Annotated in this window: 18 protein-coding genes; 14 read left to right on the plus strand and 4 right to left on the minus strand. The window is 72.7% G+C overall.

The window, feature by feature from the left end; all coding sequences use genetic code 11:
* Positions 1–160: 160 nt before the first annotated feature.
* The 6 genes from ACXKZB_RS18550 (at position 161) to uraD (ending at position 6017) form a co-directional block, all read left to right on the plus strand.
* On the plus strand, positions 161–1204 hold the full coding sequence (locus ACXKZB_RS18550) for a M23 family metallopeptidase (RefSeq protein ID WP_488824136.1): 1044 nt from the start codon (positions 161–163) through the stop codon (positions 1202–1204).
* Positions 1205–1333: 129 nt separating this feature from the next.
* On the plus strand, positions 1334–2593 hold the full coding sequence (locus ACXKZB_RS18555) for a hemolysin family protein (protein ID WP_123311498.1): 1260 nt from the start codon (positions 1334–1336) through the stop codon (positions 2591–2593).
* A gap of 115 nt (positions 2594–2708) precedes the next feature.
* A complete protein-coding gene (locus tag ACXKZB_RS18560) occupies positions 2709–3620 on the plus strand; it encodes a helix-turn-helix transcriptional regulator (protein WP_488824137.1) in 912 nt (303 codons plus the stop codon).
* A gap of 39 nt (positions 3621–3659) precedes the next feature.
* Positions 3660–4385 (plus strand): class I SAM-dependent methyltransferase, encoded by a 726-nt coding sequence (locus ACXKZB_RS18565; RefSeq protein ID WP_488824138.1) that lies wholly within the window; start codon positions 3660–3662, stop codon positions 4383–4385.
* 181 nt (positions 4386–4566) lie between these two features.
* On the plus strand, positions 4567–5049 hold the full coding sequence (locus tag ACXKZB_RS18570) for an FBP domain-containing protein (RefSeq protein WP_488824139.1): 483 nt from the start codon (positions 4567–4569) through the stop codon (positions 5047–5049).
* A 170-nt stretch (positions 5050–5219) separates the two neighbouring features.
* The gene (gene uraD / locus ACXKZB_RS18575; RefSeq protein ID WP_488824140.1) at positions 5220–6017 is read left to right on the plus strand and encodes a 2-oxo-4-hydroxy-4-carboxy-5-ureidoimidazoline decarboxylase; all 798 of its coding nucleotides are present in this window, start codon (positions 5220–5222) and stop codon (positions 6015–6017) included.
* A gap of 9 nt (positions 6018–6026) precedes the next feature.
* Here uraD and ACXKZB_RS18580 read toward each other — a convergent pair whose 3' ends face one another.
* Positions 6027–7448: a nucleobase:cation symporter-2 family protein gene (locus ACXKZB_RS18580; protein ID WP_488824141.1), complete on the minus strand. Its 1422-nt coding sequence runs from the start codon at positions 7446–7448 to the stop codon at positions 6027–6029.
* 177 nt (positions 7449–7625) lie between these two features.
* Entirely contained in the window at positions 7626–8612 is a 987-nt protein-coding gene (locus tag ACXKZB_RS18585; protein WP_488824142.1) for an aldo/keto reductase, read from the minus strand.
* A gap of 128 nt (positions 8613–8740) precedes the next feature.
* On the opposite strand from ACXKZB_RS18585, the gene ACXKZB_RS18590 reads away from it, so the two are divergent.
* From ACXKZB_RS18590 to ACXKZB_RS18625, 8 genes are all read left to right on the plus strand, one after another.
* Complete coding sequence (locus ACXKZB_RS18590; protein WP_488824143.1) at positions 8741–9280, plus strand: acyl-CoA thioesterase; 540 nt, start codon at positions 8741–8743, stop codon at positions 9278–9280.
* Between the two features lie 104 nt (positions 9281–9384).
* On the plus strand, positions 9385–9621 hold the full coding sequence (locus ACXKZB_RS18595; RefSeq protein ID WP_488824144.1) for a hypothetical protein: 237 nt from the start codon (positions 9385–9387) through the stop codon (positions 9619–9621).
* Complete coding sequence (locus tag ACXKZB_RS18600; RefSeq protein ID WP_488824145.1) at positions 9618–11156, plus strand: FAD-binding oxidoreductase; 1539 nt, start codon at positions 9618–9620, stop codon at positions 11154–11156. Before ACXKZB_RS18595 ends, ACXKZB_RS18600 begins: the two co-directional genes overlap by 4 nt.
* 56 nt (positions 11157–11212) lie before the next feature.
* Entirely contained in the window at positions 11213–11800 is a 588-nt protein-coding gene (locus ACXKZB_RS18605; RefSeq protein WP_488824146.1) for a YdeI/OmpD-associated family protein, read from the plus strand.
* A gap of 55 nt (positions 11801–11855) precedes the next feature.
* Positions 11856–12737: an aldo/keto reductase gene (locus tag ACXKZB_RS18610; protein ID WP_488824147.1), complete on the plus strand. Its 882-nt coding sequence runs from the start codon at positions 11856–11858 to the stop codon at positions 12735–12737.
* Between the two features lie 146 nt (positions 12738–12883).
* Entirely contained in the window at positions 12884–13468 is a 585-nt protein-coding gene (locus ACXKZB_RS18615) for a PadR family transcriptional regulator (RefSeq protein WP_488824148.1), read from the plus strand.
* Positions 13465–14193, plus strand: a complete 729-nt coding sequence (locus ACXKZB_RS18620; RefSeq protein WP_248704143.1) for an ABC transporter ATP-binding protein — start codon at positions 13465–13467, stop codon at positions 14191–14193. The genes ACXKZB_RS18615 and ACXKZB_RS18620 overlap by 4 nt, the downstream gene beginning before the upstream one ends.
* Positions 14190–17009 carry an FtsX-like permease family protein gene (locus ACXKZB_RS18625; protein WP_488824149.1) on the plus strand — a complete coding sequence of 940 codons (2820 nt, stop codon included), beginning with the start codon at positions 14190–14192 and terminating at the stop codon, positions 17007–17009. Before ACXKZB_RS18620 ends, ACXKZB_RS18625 begins: the two co-directional genes overlap by 4 nt.
* A 43-nt stretch (positions 17010–17052) precedes the next feature.
* Here the strand turns inward: ACXKZB_RS18625 and ACXKZB_RS18630 are convergent, their stop codons facing one another.
* Complete coding sequence (locus ACXKZB_RS18630; protein WP_488824150.1) at positions 17053–17490, minus strand: hypothetical protein; 438 nt, start codon at positions 17488–17490, stop codon at positions 17053–17055.
* A gap of 30 nt (positions 17491–17520) precedes the next feature.
* Positions 17521–18618: a TgpA N-terminal domain-containing protein gene (locus ACXKZB_RS18635; RefSeq protein ID WP_488824151.1), complete on the minus strand. Its 1098-nt coding sequence runs from the start codon at positions 18616–18618 to the stop codon at positions 17521–17523.
* Positions 18619–18657: the final 39 nt, after the last annotated feature.

Consider the following 18657-nt stretch of genomic DNA (forward strand, 5'->3'; position numbering starts at 1 on the left):
TGCGGGTCCTTCCGTCGCTTTCCCACGACGCTACCGATGTCGGACGGTCGGGGGACGCCGGAGCCCGCAGTGGTCAGGGTGCTCCCAGCCGCGCCGGTAACGAAAAGATCACGGTGGGGCCTGTACAAAGCGACAGAGTCGTGCAGAATGGTGGGCGGCCATGACGACTGCACCCGAACTCGACCAGCACCCGGAGACCCCGGTGGTGCACCTGTCCCGTCGCGCTGCCCTCGAGGCCGAGCGCGCCGCAGCCCGGAAGCCCCAGCGCCGAGCAGGCAAGCCGGAGAAGCCCGCCAAGGCAGCAACGGTCGCGAAGCCCGCCAAGGCAGCGAAGGTCATCGAAGCAGCCACGGTCGCGAAGCCCGTGGGCCGCCGCGCCACCGCAGCCCGCGCGACCACCGAACACGTCGACACCCGCATCACGCGCGTGGTCCGCCGCCCCGCCGCGACCGTGACGAGCGTCACGAAGGCCCCACGGGCCTCCCGGTCCGGTCGTGCCGGGCGGATCACCCTGACCAGCGCGGCTGCCGCGATCGCGATGTTCGCCGCCTCGGCGATGCCCGCCCACGCCAGCGCCGGCACCTCGATGGCGACCTCGACCATCGCGCCGATCGTGCGGACCCAGGACTACGCGGTCACCCAGGCGGTCACCGCGACCGGACTCGACCGCGACGGGTTCACCGTCGGCGGCGGCACGACACGCACGGTCGTCACTGCGGACGGCACGGCGGACGCGAGCGGCATCGCAGGCGAAGCCGTGTCCTACGGCGGAGCCGTCCGATCCCCGTTCCCCGGCCCGGTGCAGATGAGCTCGGGCTTCGGCTACCGCTCGGCACCGTGCGGCGCGTGCTCCTCGCTGCACCAGGGCCTCGACTTCACGCCCGGCATGGGAACGCCCATCGGCGCCGTCGCCGCCGGCACCGTCCGGATCTCGGGCACGTACTTCTCGTACGGCAACGCCGTGATCATCGACCACGAGATCGACGGCCGCCAGGTGTCGACGCTGTACGGGCACATGATCCCGGGATCGTCGCCGCTCAAGGTCGGCGACCAGGTCGAGGCGGGCCAGTTCATCGGCCTCGTGGGCTCCTCGGGTGTCTCGACGGGCGCGCACCTGCACCTCGAGGTCCTGATGGACGGCGTGACCCCGATCGACCCCGAGGCGTGGCTCGAAGCCCGCATCGGCCGCTCGCTCACCACGTAGCGCCGAAGCACGCACAGCAGACGTCGAGCGCTGGTGGGGCGACATCCCAGCAGCCCTGTGCAGACTCACAGGCATGGACGATCACCACAGACCGCCCGCCCGTCGTCGATCCGAGGAAGCTGCCCGCTGATGGGCGCCGACACCTGGATCGCGTTCGGGCTCGTCATCCTCTTCGTGCTCGTCGGCGGGGTCTTCGCCGCTGCCGAGATCGCACTCGTCTCGCTCCGTGAGTCGCAGTTGCAGCAACTCGAACGCCGGGGTTCCCGTGGCCTTCGCGTCGCCGAGCTCGGACGCGACCCGAACCGGTTCCTCGCGGCCGTGCAGATCGGCGTGACCGTCGCCGGGTTCTTCTCGGCTGCGTACGGCGCCTCGTCGATCGCGCCCGACGTCGCGCCCCTGTTCACCGGCCTCGGACTCGGCCAGGGCGCCGCCGAGACGGTCGCCCTCGTGCTGATGACCCTCGTCATCGCCTACCTGTCGCTCGTGTTCGGCGAGCTCGTGCCGAAGCGACTCGCGCTGCAGCGCGCCGAGGGCTTCTCGATGCTCGTCGCGCCGACCCTCGACCGCTTCGCGACCCTGATGCGCCCGGTGATCTGGGTGCTGTCCGCCTCGACGAACCTGGTCGTCCGTGCACTCGGCGGCGACCCGAACGCCCGCAGTGAGTCGATGAGCACCGAAGAACTCCGCGGACTCGTCGACGAGCACACCGGTGTCGACGAGCAGGGGCGCCGGATCGCCCGGAGCGCGCTGGACGCCGGTGACCGGATCCTTCGTGAATCGATGCGCCCCTGGTACGACGTGTCGACGATCGACGCAGGACTGACCATCGCCGAGGCCACCGACCACGCGATCGAGGTCGGGCACACGCGGTACCTCGTGACCTCCGGCGGGCGCGACGAGGTCGACGGCTTCGTGCACCTCCGCGACCTACTCCGGCCGAGCGACCCGTCCGCGCCGGTGTCGACCCTGGTCCGCCCCGTGTTGGCGCTGCCGGAGACGAAGTCGCTGTCGGGCGCCATCGCGGACATGCGGACCGACGGACACCAGATCGCCCTGGTCGTGGACGAGTACGGCGGCAGCGCGGGCATGGTCACGCTCGAGGCGCTGCTCGAGGACCTCGTCGGCCGCATCCGCGACGAGTACGACGAACCGACGGCCGAGCACGACGGCGTGGACGGGTCCACGGTGCTCGAGGACCTCGTCGCGGACGGCGGCCCGGCGCTGCCCGACGGCGACTACGAGACCGTCGGCGGGCTCGTGCAGGTCCACCTGGACCGCGTGCCCGAGGTCGGCGACGTCGTCGCCGCAGGCGGCCACCGTCTCGAGGTGACCGCCATGGACGGTCACCGGGTGGCGCGGGTGCGGATCACGGCCGACGTCGGGCCGTAGACGCGACCGCTTGTGCTCGGGAGGCCCGTGGCGGCACCGCCACGAGCCTCCCGTCCGCCCGGCGGGTACCGCCAGTGCCTGCCGGACGGACAGCACCGCCACGTACGCTCTCCCCATGGGTATCGACGTGCGCAACGAGATCCGCGACTTCCTGTCCTCCCGACGGGCGCGCCTCACGCCGGAGCAGGTCGGCATGCCGTCCTTCGGCGGCGGCGTCCGCCGCGTCCCGGGGCTCCGGCGCCACGAGGTCGCGATGCTCGCCGGCGTGAGCGTCGACTACTACACACGACTCGAGCGCGGATCGCTGAAGGGCGTCTCGGACAGCGTGCTCGAGGGCCTCGCGAGCGCACTGCAGCTCGACGAGGACGAGCGCGTCCACCTGTGGGACCTGACCCGACTGGCGAACTCCGGCGTCAAGACGATGCACCGGAACGTGCCCACCCGGGTCCGCCCCGGCGTGCAGCGCCTGCTCGACGCGATCACCGGGGCGCCGGCGTGGGTGCGCAACGAGCGTGGTGACGTGGTCGCGACGAACGAACTCGGTCGCGCGCTGTACTCGCCGATGTTCGCCGGCCCCGGGCGCCCCGTGAACACCGCCCGCTTCACGTTCCTCGACCCGGCGGCCCGAGACTTCTTCCCGGACTGGGCGCAGACCGCGAAGGACGCCGTCGCCGTGCTCCGTGCGGCCGCGGTGTCGAACCCGTGCGAGCCCGGACTCATCACCCTCGTCGGGGAGCTCTCCACGCGCAGCGAGGAGTTCCGCGGCTGGTGGGCCGCGCACGACGTCCGACTGCACCGTGCCGGCGGGAAGCGCATCGACCACCCGATCGTCGGGGAACTCCGGCTGGCCTACGAGGCGCTCGACCTGGTCGCCGACCCCGGCCTGACACTGTTCACGTACTCGGCCGAGCCGGGAAGCGAGACCGAACGGTCGCTGGCGCTGCTCGGCACCTGGGCGGCGACGGAGCGGGCCGAGCAGTACGCGGCCCTGCGCGAGTCGGAGTCGGAGTCCGAGTCGGTCGACTGAGCGCTGGTCGGCCCCGGACGCCGTCCGTAGGCTGACGTCGTGACCAGGACGACGGACGGATCAGCCGGGGCCGCCGACTCCGCCCGCAGCGGCCAGGGGCACCGGCAGCACCGCCGACCCGAGCCCGCGTTCGCCCGCGCGATCGCGAAGGCCCTCGGCGACGCTCGCAGCGTGCTGGACGTCGGCGCGGGTGTCGTGTCGTACGCGCCCACCGACCGCGACGTGACCGTGGTCGAGCCCGCCGGGTCGCTGCCCTTCGACGACGACGCGTTCGACGCCGCGATGACGACCTTCTCGCTGCACCGGTGGGGCGACCTCGAGCGCGGGCTGGCCGAGCTGCGCCGGGTGACGCGGGGCCCGATCGTGATCCTGACGTGCGACCCGGCCCGCATCGAGGACTCCTGGCTCGCCGAGTACGCACCCGAGGTGATGGCGACCGAGGCCCGCCGCCACCCCGCGCTCGACCGCATCACCGACGCACTGGGCGAGGACACCGTCACGAACACCCCGCTGCCGATCCCGTTCACCTGCGTCGACGGGTTCTCGGAGGCCTACTACGGCCGTCCGGAACGCCTGCTCGACCCGGGTGCCCGGAACGCGGACCCGGCGTGGAGCTCCGTCGACGAGTTCACCGCACGGCGATCGGTGTCGGCCCTCCGCACGGCGCTCGACTCCGGCGAGTGGGACCGGCGCCACGGGGCGCTGCGGATCCAGCCCGCCCACGACGGCTCGCTCGTCCTGGTGACGGCCGTCCCCGCCGCTTGACAGGTCGACGTAGGCTGGTCGCGTGAGCTTCCAGGAGGTGGTCGGCGCCCGTTTCGCCGGCATCAGGGCGTGAGGCCCCCGGTCGTGCCCGCAGGCACGGCCGCCCTCGTCGAACCCTGACCTCCTCCGCCCGGTGCGGTGTGCGTCCGCACGCCCCGGGCCCGCTCGAAAGCGATCCACCATGCTCCCCATCACGGAGAAGACCCTCCGCACGTCCTTCGTCAACGCCTCCCGCAAGGAGACGACCGACATCACCCTGCCCGCCGGCTTCGAGACGCTCGACTGGGACGCGTTGGACTACCTCGGCTGGCGCGACCCGAAGATCGGTCGGCGTGCGTACGCCGTCGTCCCGACCCTGGACGGCGAACTGATCGGCATCCTGTTCCGGCAGGCCGAGGCGTCGTCGCGCTCACGGGCCCAGTGCTCGTGGTGCCAGGACGTCAAGCTGCCGAACGACGTCGCGTTCTACAGCGCGAAGCGGTCCGGGCCGGCCGGCCGAAACGGCAACACCGTCGGCACGCTGGTCTGCCAGGACTTCCAGTGCTCGCGGAACGTCCGGAAGCTGCCGCCGCCCGCGTACGAGGGCTACGACGTCGAGGCCGCGCGCCTGCGGCGCATCGAGGACCTGCAGCTGCGCGCGGCATCCTTCGCATCGGAGGTCTGAGACGCCGGCGTCGTGCGCCCGCACCGCGACGGACGGCGGACGGGAGGCACGGGGTGGGGCCGCCACGGGCCTCCCGTCCGGCAGATGCGACCGTTTCAGGGCCGCGGGTCACGTTGCGGGGGAAACCGCCCGGTAACGCGGGTGAAACGGTCGTTCCGTAGCCTCGGCACATGGACCTCGGCGACCTCGACGACGCGACCGTCCCCGACGCCGCGGCGGTGATCCGGAGATGGGCCGACGTGCCCGCGTGGGTCGACGCCCTGGTGGCCGCGCGCCCGTTCGGGACGGTGCCGGCGCTGCTCGACCGCGCGCGCACCGAGTCGGCGTCGTGGGGTGCGCCGGAGCTCGACCACGCCCTGGCCCAGCACCCACGGATCGGGGAGCGCACGGCCGACCCCTCGTCGGCCCGCGAGCAGTCGTCGATGCGCACCGCCGACGACGACGTGGCTCGCCGGATCGCCGACGGCAACGCCGCGTACGAGCAACGCTTCGGTCGGGTGTTCCTGGTGCGGGCCGCCGGCCGGACCCCCGAGGAGCTGTTGGCCGAGCTCGACCGGCGCCTCGCGGGGGACCCGGCGGCCGAGACGCAGGAGGCCGCGGCTGCCCTCGCCGACATCGCCCTGCACCGCATCCGTGCGACGTTCGCCGTCCCGCACCTGACCACCCACGTGCTCGACGCCACCACCGGCACCCCGGCGGTCGGCGTCGGCCTGACCCTCAGCACCGTCGACGGTGCGGTCGTCGCGACCGGCACGACGGACGCCGACGGCCGCGCCGCGCTCGGCCCCGACGTGCTCGCGCGCACCGACCACGTCCTGCGGTTCGACACCGGCGCCTACTTCGCCACCACCGGGACCCCGACCTTCTACCCGTTCGTGACCGTGGCGTTCGGCGTCACGGGCACCGAGCACCTGCACGTCCCGCTGCTGCTGAGCCCCTTTTCCTACAGCACCTACCGGGGGAGTTGACCGCCGGGTCTAGGCCGAGGGCTCGCCGCGCGATCCGCGCGGGTCGGGCAGCGCGATCGGCGCCGTCGACCGCACCCCGTCGTACGAACCGACCGCCGGGTCCTCGCCGTACCGCTCGGCCACGGAGCGCGACCCGAGCAGCAGGTTGAGCAGGATCGCGGCGACGGCGCCGGCCGAGATCCCCGAGTCGAAGACCAGCGTGAACCAGGTCGGGAACTGCCCGTAGATCTCCGGGGCGACGGTCGGCAGCAGCGCGATGCCGAGCGGCAGCGCCACCACGAGGACGTTCCGGTTGTCGAACCGCACCTTCGACAGCGTCCTGATGCCCGAAGCCGCGACCATGCCGAACAGGGCGACACCGGCACCACCGAGCACCGCGTGCGGGATCGCCTCGACCACCGCGGCGACCTTCGGCACCAGGCCGAGCACGACGAGGATGCCGCCGGCCGCCGTCGCCACGTACCGGGAGCGCACGCCGGTCAGTGCGACGAGCCCGACGTTCTGCGCGAACGCCGTGTACGGGAACGTGTTGAACACCCCGCCGACGACCGTGCCGAGCCCGTCCGCCCGCAGGCCGTCGGCGAGCGTGCGCTTCGACACCGGGCGGCCGGTGACCTCGCCGACCGCGATCACGTCGCCGGTGGTCTCGGTCATGATCACGAGCCCGACGACGAGCATCGACACGATCGAGGCGAGGTCGAACGTCGGCAGCCCGAAGTGGAACGGCGTGACGACGGCGAACCAGCCCGCGTCGGCGATGCCCGACCCGTCGACCATGCCGGGGACGAACAGGGCCACGACGGTGCCGAGCAACAGCCCGAACAGCACCGACACCCGCGCGAGACCGCGCGGAGCGAAGCGTTCGACCAGGACGATCGCGAGCAGGACCCCGGCGGCGAACGCGACGTCGAGCGGGTCCGCAGCACCGTCCTCCCCGCCGTCGGTCACCCAACCGGCCGCGACGCTCATGAGCGACAGGCCGATGATGAGGATGACCGTGCCGGTGACGATCGGCGGGAACAGCCGGACGAGCTGCGCGAACCACGGCGCGACGACCACCATGAAGACCCCGCACGCGATCGTCGCCCCGTAGACGGCGGTGATGCCGTGCTCGGTGCCGATCGCGATCATCGGGCCGACCGCGGCGAAGGTGACGCCCTGCACGAGCGGCAGCCGGACCCCGAACCGCCAGAAGCCCACGGACTGCACGATCGTGGCGAGGCCCGCGACGAACAGGTCCGCGCTGATGAGGAACGCCAGGTCGGCACGGTCGAACCCGAGCGCACCGCCGACGATGAGCGGGACGGCGATCGCTCCCGCGTACATCGCGAGCACGTGCTGCAGGCCGAGCGGCAGGAGTCTCGCGAGTGGTGGGACGGAGTCCACTCCGTCGTCACTCCGGGTCGTGCGCGGTGTCTTCTCGGCCGTCATGGCGTCCCCTTCGAGCGGTGGTCTCCCTGTGCTCCGGACGCTATGCAGCCCGTGTTTCCCCGGGATGACGGACGTGGGTCGCGTCGGTCACCGGGCTCCGGCCCGAAACGCACGCCGAGACGGACGGGAGGCCCGTGGCGGATCCGCCACGGGCCTCCAGGCCGTCGTCCGGTTGCGTCAGCGACCGATGGTCGACATGTCGGGGTAGCGGTCGCCGGTCGGGACCGGCAGCGCCGACAGGCGCGACAGCTGGTCCGCGGTGAGGGTCAGGTCGGCGGCGCCGACGTTCTCCTCGAGGCGGGAGACCCGCTTCGTGCCGGGGATCGGCACGATGTCGTCGCCCTGGGCGAGCAGCCAGGCGAGCGACACCTGCGCCGGAGTCGCGTCGGCCTCGGTCGCGATCTCCTTGACCGCGTCGACGATGCGCATGTTCTGCGCGAACGCCTCTTCCTGGAAGCGCGGGTTCGCCAGGCGGAAGTCGTCGGAGTCCAGGTCGGACGGCTTCGTGATCGCACCGGTCAGGAAGCCGCGGCCGAGCGGCGAGTACGGCACGAGGCCGATCCCGAGCTCACGCAGGGTGTCGAGCACGTCGCCCTCGGGGTCGCGCGTCCACAGCGAGTACTCGCTCTGCAGGGCCGTGATCGGGTGCACGGCGTGGGCCTTGCGGATGGTCTCGGCTCCGGCCTCGGACAGCCCGATGTGCCGGATCTTGCCCTCCTGCACGAAGCCGGCGAGCTGGCCGACGACGTCCTCGATGGGGACGGCCGGGTCGACGCGGTGCTGGTAGTACAGGTCGATGTGGTCGGTGCCGAGGCGGCGGAGGGAGCCCTCGAGCGCCTCGCGCACGGACTCCGGTGCGGAGCTGATGCCGCGGCCCCGGGCGGGCGTCTCCTCGCCGGCGGTGTGGGTGATCAGGCCGAACTTGGTCGCGATGACGACGTCGTCGCGCCGGCCCTCGAGCGCACGGCGCAGGAGTTCCTCGTTCGTGTAGGGGCCGTACGCCTCGGCCGTGTCGAACAGGGTGACGCCCAGGTCGATCGCGCGGTGGATGGTGCGGATCGACTCCGCGTCGTCGGTGCCGGCGCCCGTGTAGAAGGCGCTCATGCCCATGGTGCCGAGGCCGACGGGTCCGACCTCGAGGTCTGCGAGCTTGCGTGTCTGCATGCTGCAGGTCTACTCCGGGTGCGCCGCTCGGAGGAAGGCACTGCCGGTGCCGGTCAGACACGGGCACCGTTCGTGTGGATCCTCCAAGGTCCACGCGGGGCAGCGCGGCCTTCTGGTGTGATCGGCGCGTGAACCTGTACTTCCGGCTGTTCCTGTTGCGCCTGCGTGTCCGCCTCCGCCCGACGACGGATGGACGGCGGCCGTCGCTCTGGGACGCGGCACGCACACCGTTCCGCGTGACCCTGACCGACCTCGACCCGCTGCGGCACGTCAACAACGGGAAGTACCTGTCGATGCTCGACCTCGGGCGGCTCGACCTGATGCTGCGGTCGGGGTTCTGGGGCGCGATCGCGGAGCGCGGCTGGTACCCGGTCGTCTCGGCGCAGACCATCACGTACAAGCGGTCCCTGACGCTCGGGCAACGGTTCGAGCTCGTGACCCGGGTGCTCGGCGTCGACGACCGGGCCGTGTACCTGGAGCAGACGTTCGTCCGTCGCGGAGCCGTCGTCGCCCGTGCCGTCGTGCAGGCGCGGTTCCTGCGACGCTCCGGCGGGACCGTCCCGATGACGGACCTGCTCGACGCCGTGGGCGGAGCACCAGCTGACCGCGAACTGCCCGAGTGGGTGCACGGGTGGGCGGGCGCCGTCCGGATCAGCAGCACCGCCTGACGGTCACGGAACGGCGACAGTTCCCGGCTCCGTTGGATGGCATCGCACCGCCGGCGCTACGCTGCGAGCACGGGGTGGACGCCCCGGGACGGAAGGGGAACGTCATGGTCGTCGTGTGGATCGTCGTCGGAGTGGTCGTGGCCATCGCCGCGCTGCTCACCGTGCTCGAGGTGCAGAACCGCCGTCGTGCGAAGCGCCTCGCCCACCTCGAACCCGTCGACCCGACCCTCGGCGCCCGCTCCCTCGCCGACGCCGAGGCAGCGCACTCGATGACCGAGGGCCTCGCGAAGTCCGCACACCCCGGCATCACCGGTGCCGGCGGGGGACTCGCCGGCTCGTGAGCCGCACGTCGACCCGGCGCGCCCTGCTCGCCGGGGGCGTCGGACTCGGGCTCGCCGGGGTCCTGGCAGCGTGCACCCGGCCGGGTCCCGCTCCCTCGGGCTCGCCGCGACCGACTGCCAGCGGCTCCGCCGAGCCGACGAGCACACCGACGCCGGGCGGCCCCGACTCGTGGGACGCCCTCGCCGCCGCGGTCTCCGGCACGCTGCTCCGGTCCGGGTCGAACGGGTGGGACGGCGCACGCGTGCTCGAGAACCCGCGCTACGACGACGCCGACCCGCAGGGGATCCTCCGGGTCGCGGGGATCCCCGACGTGCAGGCCGGCCTCGCGTTCGCGCGTACGACCCACACGCCCGTCGCACTGCGAGCGGGCGGGCACTCGTACACGGGGTGGTCGGCCGGTGGCGCCCCGGGCACCGACGTCCCGCGGTCGCTCGTGATCAGCACGCAGGACCTCGACGACATCGAACTGCACGACGACGACACCGTCACGATCGGCCCGGGCGCGCAGCTCGGGGACGTCTACGCCGCGCTCGCGAAGGCCGGTCGGGCCATCGGCGCCGGCTCGTGCCCGACCGTCGGCATCGGCGGGCTCACCCTCGGCGGTGGGGTCGGCGTGCTCGTCCGCTCGTTCGGGCTGACCTGCGACCAGCTCACCGGCGTGACGCTCGTCACCCCGGACGGCTCCGTGCACGAGGTCTCGACGTCCCGCGAACCCGACCTGTTCTGGGCCTGCCGCGGTGGGGGCGGTGGAACCGTCGGCGTCGTGACCGCACTGACGTACCGGACGCAGGCCGCGCCTCCCGTCCTGCTCTTCACCATCACGTTCGCGTGGTCGGCCGCCGCTGCCGTGGTGCGCGCCTGGCAGGACTGGGCGCCCACCGCCGACCCGGAGCTGTGGTCGACGCTCAAGCTGCTCAACGGCAGTCGGCACACCGCCCCGACGGTCACCGTGACCGGCGTGTGGACCGGTTCGAAGACCGGCGCCGACACCTCCGTCGACGGTTTCATCGCCGCCACGGGTGCGAAGCCGCTGGCGCACACCGGACAGGAACTGACCTACGGCGCCGCCATGTCCGCGTTGGCGGGGAAGCCCCAGCGGGTGTCCGAGGCGGCGACCTCGTCGATCGGATCGACGAAGCTCACCGACGCACAGATCGACGTGCTCGTCGCGCAGGCGGCAGCGGCGGGCGACGTCGACGGCAACCTGGAGGGCGGGGTCGCGCTCGACGCCCTCGGCGGCGTCGTGGCGGACGTCGGCCGCACCGACTCGGCGTTCCCGTGGCGGTCCGCGCTCATGACCGTGCAGTACACGGCGGTCTTCGCGGACGGCGCGGACCCTGCACCGTTCGACGCGTACGTGCGGGGGTTCCGCCGGGCCATGCGTCCGGCGTGGGGCGACGCGGCGTACGCGAACTACTGCGACGCGGCCATCACGGACCCGTCGGCCTACTTCGGGGACAACACCTCGCGCCTGCACCGCATCGCGGAACAGGCGGACCCGACGGGCGTGCTGGACCAGCCGAACTGGGTCTGACGCAGGCACGCGTCTCGGCGTGACGCACGCGAGTCGGGCCGTCCTACGATGACCGCATGGACATCGTCGACCTGGTGCTGCCGGACGCCGCGGCCTGGCGGACCTGGCTCGACGAGCACGAGGGCGACACCGACGGGGTGTGGCTCGTGCTCGCGAAGAAGGGCACCTCGGAGCCGACGAGCCTGACGTACGACCAAGCCCTCGACGAAGCGCTCTGCTCCGGGTGGATCGACGGGCAGAAGCGCGGCCGCGACGAGGCGACGTTCCGGCAGCGGTTCACCCCGCGGCGGAAGGCCTCGCTCTGGTCGCAGCGGAACATCGGGCTCGTCGCGACGCTCACCGCCGACGGCCGGATGCGCGAACGCGGGCAGGCCGAGATCGACCGCGCCAAGGGCGACGGCCGGTGGGACCGCGCCTACGCCGGAGCCGCGAGTGCCACCGTCCCGGAGGACCTGCGGGCGGCGCTCGACGCCTTGCCCGCGGCAGCCACCCTGTTCGCCGAGCTCGACGCGACGAACCGGTACGCCGTGCTGCATCGAATCACGACGGCGCCGAGCGCCACGGCCCGGACGAACCGACTGACCAAGCTCGTCGAGGGGCTCGAGCGCGGCGAGACGCCGTACCCCCGCCCGGACCGGCCGTAGCACCCGGGGGACACCGACTCAGGGACCGGCAACGCCTCCGGCGTAGACCGGGGACATGACCACTGGCACCGACACCACCAACCGTCCGGCCGCCGCCTCAGGCACCTTCCGCATCGGGGGCGACCTCGAGGTGCACCGCCTCGGCTACGGCACCATGCAGCTCACCGGCCCCGGCGTCTGGGGACCTCCGAAGGACCACGACGAGGCCGTCCGCGTGCTCAAGCGCGCCGTCGAGCTCGGCGTGGACTTCTTCGACACCGCCGACTCCTACGGCCCCTACGTCGCCGAGGACCTCCTGCACGAAGCGCTCCACCCCTACGGCGACGACATCGTGATCGCGACGAAGGCCGGCCTCACCCGGACCGGCCCGAACGAGTGGCCGCCGGTCGGCCGTCCGGAGTACCTGCGGCAGGAGGCTGAGATGAGCCTCCGCCGTCTGGGCCTCGAGCGCATCGACCTGTTCCAGCTGCACCGCATCGACCCGAAGGTCCCGCTCGAGGACCAGGTCGGCGAGCTGAAGAAGCTGCAGGACGAGGGCAAGATCCGGCACATCGGCCTGTCCGAGGTGTCGGTCGACGACGTCAAGGCCGCGCAGGAGATCGCGACGATCGTCTCCGTCCAGAACCTGTACAACCTGCAGAAGCGCGACGCCGAGGAACTCCTCGACTGGTCGACCGAGCAGGGCATCGCCTTCATCCCGTGGTTCCCGCTCGCGACGGGCGGCCTGACCGGCGAGGACTCGCCGCTCACCGAGATCGCCGAGCGGAAGGGTGCGTCGCCGGCGCAGCTCGCACTCGCCTGGCTGCTCAAGCGCTCGCCGGTCGTCCTGCCGATCCCCGGCACGTCGAGCGTCTCGCACCTGGAGGACAACCTGCAGGGCGCGACCATCGAGCTCACCGACGAGGAGTTCGAGGAGCTGTCGAAGCTGGGTTCCTGACCCGGGGTCGCGGACGCGACCGAACGGCGGACTGGAGGCCCGTGGCGACACCGCCACGGGCCTCCAGTCCGTCTCCGGGTTGCGGATGCATACGCAGTATGGGCATACTCCGTATGTCCATGGTGGACGAGAGACGGGGAAGTGTCATGAGCGTACGGATGGGCGTACTCGCGCTGCTGGTGGGGGGACCCGGGTACGGGTACCAGCTCAGGGGGGAGTTCGAGCACCGCACCGGCGGGAGCTGGCCGCTGAACATCGGCCAGGTCTACACGACCCTCGACCGCCTGGAACGCGACGGCCTCGTGGCCCGCGGCGACACCGACGACGACGGCCACGTCGTCTACACGGTGACCGACGCGGGTCGCGGGGAAGTGGCGCGCTGGTTCAGTGAGCCGGTGCCCGCCAAGCGCGGACGCGACGAACTGGCGATCAAGCTGGCCCTCGCCGTCACCGTGCCGGGTGTGGACGTCACCCGCCTGGTGCAGGTGCAGCGTGCCGCAGCGATCCGGAACCTGCAGGACCTGACCCGGCTCAAGCGCACGACCGATCCCGCGACGGACCTGGCGTGGTCGCTCGTACTCGAGTCGATGGTGTTCCAGGCCGAGGCCGAGGTGCGCTGGCTCGACCACGTGGAGTCGACCGTGGCGCGGTACCGGCCGGACGAGCCCCCGGCGGCTGACGCCGGCTCTTCGTCCCCGACCGCTACCGACGTCGCGCGGAGCGCACGGTGAGCGCCGCACCGCTCCTGCAGCTCGACGCCGTCAGCGTGCACTACGGCTCCGGCGCGAAGGCCGTCACGGCCCTGGCCGGCATCGACCTGGCCGTCCAGCGCGGCGAGATGGTCGCCGTGATGGGGACCTCGGGCTCCGGCAAGTCGACGCTGCTCGCCTGCGCCGGCACCCTGCTGCCGCCCACGAGCGGCGAGGTCCTGATCGACGGCGCGTTCGTGTCCGATCGGCCTGCCAAGGAACTCGCGGCCCTGCGCCGTCGCCTCATCGGGTTCGTGTTCCAGGACTTCAACCTGATCCCCTCGCTCACCGCCGTCGAGAACGTGGCGCTGCCGCTCGAACTCGACGGCTGGAAGGCATCGCAGGCCCGCCGCGCCGCGGAACTGGCGCTCGACAACGTCGAACTCGCACACCGCGCCGACGCCTACCCGGACGACCTGTCCGGCGGCCAGCAACAGCGCGTCGCGATCGCCCGGGGCGTGGTCGGCGAACGTCGGCTCGTGCTGGCCGACGAGCCGACCGGCGCACTCGACTCGCAGACCGGCGAGGTCGTGCTCCGCATGCTCCGACGACACGTGGACGCCGGAGCCGGAGCGCTCCTCGTCACCCACGACGCCCGGCACGCGGCCTGGGCGGACCGGATCGTCTTCCTGCGCGACGGCCGCGTGGTCGACGAGACCGTGTACTCGGGCGTCGAACTCGCCCTGGCGGACCGGAACGCGTCGTGAGCCGGCGTCGGCGTCGGGGGACCGGCCGGACGCCGTTCGCCCTCCGACCGGCGCTCCGCCTGGGGCGTCGACTGGCCTTCGCGAAGGCCGGTCGTGCGGCACTGATCATCGCGCTCATCGGCATCCCGACCGCCGGGTTCGCCGCAGTGGCGGTCGTCGTGCAGTCGACGCAACCCACGACATCGGAGTCGCTGGACTACGACCTCGGCAAGGCGGCGGCGCAGATGCGGGTGTCCGGACCGGACCTGCCCGGCATGCGGCAGGACCCGGTGCAGTGGCAGTTCACCGACTCGAAGCGGAACAGCCCGGTCACGAAGGCCGACGAGGACGCCCCGTTCGCGAACGTCCTCGCCCACGTGCCGGACGGTGCCCTGTCGATCCCGGTCGGCAGCACCCCCGTCGTGGTGCAGGGTCCGCGGGGCCCGGTGGGTCTGGCCGCGGTGGAGGGCAGCGTCTGGGACCCGTCCCTCGAGGGGCACTGGCGCGTCCTCGACGGCTCGGCTCCGACCGCACGCAACCAGCTCATGGTCACGCCCGCGACCCTCGACCGGCTCGGTGCGCACATCGGTGACACCGTCGACCTCACCGACCCCGTCACGAAGCGGTTCACGATCACCGGGACGATGCGCGACCTCGGCTCGGCACCGAGCGAGCAGGGGGTGTTCCTGCCCTGGGGGACGACGCTGTCGACGACCGACACCACCGACGACGTCGGCCTGACCGACGTCACCGTCTACCTGCCGTCGGACGCCCCGACCTGGTCGGAGATCCGGCAGCTCAACGCGCACGGCATCGTCGTGCAGTCACGCCCCGTGGTCCTCGACCCGCCGGACGCCCGCCTGCCCGGCGGCCAGATGAGCTCCTCGCTCCTGTGGTACCTCGGTGCGATGGCGCTGCTCGGTGTCTTCGCGATGTTCGAGGTCGCACTGCTCGCCGGGGCCGCGTTCCTGGTCGGGACCCGGGCGGACACCCGTTCGTACGCGATCGTGACGAGCGTCGGCGGAGACAAGCGGTTCGTCCGGACGATCGTCGCCGGCTCCGGCCTCGTGCTCGGGTCGATCGGCGCGGTCCTCGGCGTCGCGGCGGGCACCGGGCTCGGCGTCGTGGTGTTCCGCCTGATCGACAACGGCGACGTCGTGTCGTTCCCGGGCCTGCACGTGCCCCCGCTCCTGCTGCTCGTGGTCGCGGCCGCCGGCATCCTGGCCGGGCTGGTCTCCGCCCTCGTCGCCGCTCGGGCCGCCACGCGCATCAACGTGCTCGCAGCGCTGCGGGGTTCGCTCCGTCCCGCGCCCGTCGACCGTCCGGCCCGCCGTCGGCGCCGCGTCTGGGGGCCGGCGCTCGTCGTCGCCGGCGCCGTGATGACGCTGGCCTGCGGCGTCGGGGTGCTCATGCTCAACGACCGCCCGGTGCAGGACGACCACTGGGCCTGGGTGGCCGGGGCCGGAGTCGCGCTCGGACCGTGCCTGATGCAGCTCGGCATCGCGATCTGCTCGCCGTGGCTCCTCGCCCTCGTCACGCGGCTGTCGTCGCGCCTCGGGTTGTCGGCGCGTCTCGCCGCACGCGATGCACGGCGCAACCCGGTCCGGACGGTGCCGGTGCTCGCGAGCGTGATGAGCGTCGTGTTCGTCGCGTCGGTGGTGATCACGTGGAGTGCGTCGAGCCACGCCCAGTACGTCCGTGGGTACGAGTACCGCACGGCCGTCGGAGTGGCGACGACCGAGGTGCAGCTGTCCAGCGAGGACGGTGCCTCCAGCGGTCACGACGCGGCGTTGACGGCACACGCGGCGAAGGTCGTGGCCCGGGTGTTCGACCACGACCGGATCCGGGTGCTCGGCGTGGCCGAGGGCTGGGCGGGCGACACCCCGTCGTCCGTGACGCTGCCGCACCGGTGGACGGACTTCGACTGCCCCGCGAACGACACCACCGGCTGCGCGTACTACCTCGACACCGCTGACGCGAGTACGCCGCACATCTGGACGGGCACCGTCGACGACTACGCCGTGCTCACCGGCCACCGCCCGTCGGCTGCCGTGCGGGATGCGCTCGAGGGCGGCGAGGCGGTGTCCCTGTGGCCGGAGTACGCCCACGACGGCGCGGTCCGCATCGACACGTTCCACGACCGCACGTGGGAGAGCCCGACGATCACGACGAGGACGAAGCCGGACGCCAGCGTGTCCATCCCTGCGGTGCTCGACGTGCAGTCGCCCCGGATCCAGGTCGGCGTCTTCATGACGAAGGCGACCGCTGCGCAGTACGGGGTCCCGGCCGTCGACGGCATGCTCGTCACGACGCTGCCCGGGGACATCGCCCCCGAACAGTGGGACGAGCTGAGTTCCGCCTGGCAGAGCTTCGGCGGTGCGGACCGAGCCCGGTGGGACGGCCCGCAGTTCGCCTACGAGGCCGGTCCGGTCGACAACGGCGCGCTCATCCGCGCGATCGTGCTCGCGCTGGCCGCGGCCGTGACGATCGGTGCGACTGCGGTGGCCATCGGGCTCGCACGGTCCGACGGGCGCCGAGACGACGAGGTGCTCGACGCGATCGGTGCTGCACCACGACTCCGGCGGCGGGTGTCGACCTGGCAGGCGGCGATCCTGGCCTCGGTGGGCGCGGTGATCGGCACCCTGCTGGGGCTGCTGCCGATGCGGGCGCTCACCCTGCGGTTCACGGAGCCCGTGGTGGGGACGAACCACATGCCGTTCGTGCCGGACTGGTCGATGCTGGCCCTGCTGGCGATCGGGCTGCCGCTGGTCGTGACCGCGGGGGCGTGGCTCACCGCGCACGGCCGACGCCAGGTGGCGGTGCGGCGGGCGCACTGAGGCGGGGCGGCACAGTGCGTGCTGCTGCCGCGGTGCGGCCCGGTCAGGCGCCGGGCTGCACCACCATGAGCACGGCGACCACGACCCACACCAGGTTGAACGAACCGACCAGCGCCGCGAGCTTCCGCGGCGAGCGCTCCGTCCCGTTGCCGCGGAGGACCTGGCGCTGCTCCGGCAGGACCCCGAGCGCGAGGATCGCCGCAGCCACGGCGGTCAGACCGATCGACACGAGCAGCCAAGCCTCGTCGAGCGTCCCGACCTCGAACGCCAGCGCCGTGCCGAACGTCGGGACGGCGAGCGAGATGATCGAGTACACGTGGCAGATCCGGTGCAGGACCGTCGCGACGGCTCGAGCGGCCTGGTCGTCCGGATCGGCGACGAGCGCGCGTGCGGGCCTCGGGAACGTGCTCCCGGCGACCGCGACGGGCCCGAGCGTGAGCAGCGCCGCCACGACGTGCACGGTGAGGAGGACGCTGGACATCCCCTCCAGCCTAGGGCGCGGGTGTCGTGCTCACGTGCCGGTGCAGAAGGACTCGACGTCGACGTGCACCCCGTCGGGTCCACCGCCGAGCCGCATCCGTTCCACCGCGGCGTCCCCGCGGAGCGGCATGACGAGGTCGGTGCCCATCGCCCGGTCGACCGCCGCGTAGCCCGCTGCGTCCCACCCCGCCTGCACCCGCGGTGCCAGGTCCTGCGGCCGGGCGGTGGGCAGCACGAGCGACCCGGTCCACCGCCGTCCACCGTCGTCGCACCGCTCCGCGACGAGTTCGACCTGCGGCGGCCGGGCAGCGGCGGGCGTCGGTGACGACAGGTCGTCGAGGGGGCCGGCCCAGCGGACCGTGTCCTCGAGCAACGAGCGGGTGTCCGCCTCGATCGCGTCGGCGTCGAGCGTCGTCGTCGTGGTCGGCACCGGCCCGGGCCAGTCCGGGTCCGTCGTCGGTGCGGCGGTCACCGCGACGTCCGGAGCAGGGCCGACCGACCCGTCCGGCAACCCGCTCCCCGTGAGCAGCGGACCGACGGCGAGCGACCCGACCACCGCGATCGCGACCACCGCGCCCAGGGGCCACGTCGACTCCGGCTGCTGGCGGACCTCGCCCGCCCTGCGGACCCGTCGCTCGCGCAGCCACACCGCGACGGCGAGGAACGACAGACCCACTGCGACCACCGGCAGCTCGACCGCGATCGGCACGATCCCGAGCCCGACGGCCCACCACGTCGCGGGGAGGGCAGCCGCGAGCGCCATGGCCAGGGAAGACGCGACGACCAGCCGGGTCTCCCGCCGGGGCAGCACCTCGTGGGCGCGGGGCGAGCGGAGCACGGTCCACGCCGTCGCCACCACCGCGTTGACACCGACCCCGATGCGTCCGAGACCGAGCCCGACGAACTGACCGAATTGCCACCCGAAGTGCGAGTGGTCCTCCACCTCGTACCGGGTGTGCCCGGCGACGTGCAGCAGCACGAGGACGCCGGCCACCCCGAGCAGGTAGAGCACCCACGACCACCGCGGCACCGCGAGTCGTCGGAGCGCGGCGGCGACGAACAGCACCGAAACGGGCATGAGCAGCAGCAGCCCGACACCGGCCACGCTGTCGAACGCGTTCGGATCCACGCCACGACGCTAGGGCCTCCATCGCCGGGCGACGGTCCC

The organism is Curtobacterium sp. ABR8, assembly GCF_057812125.1.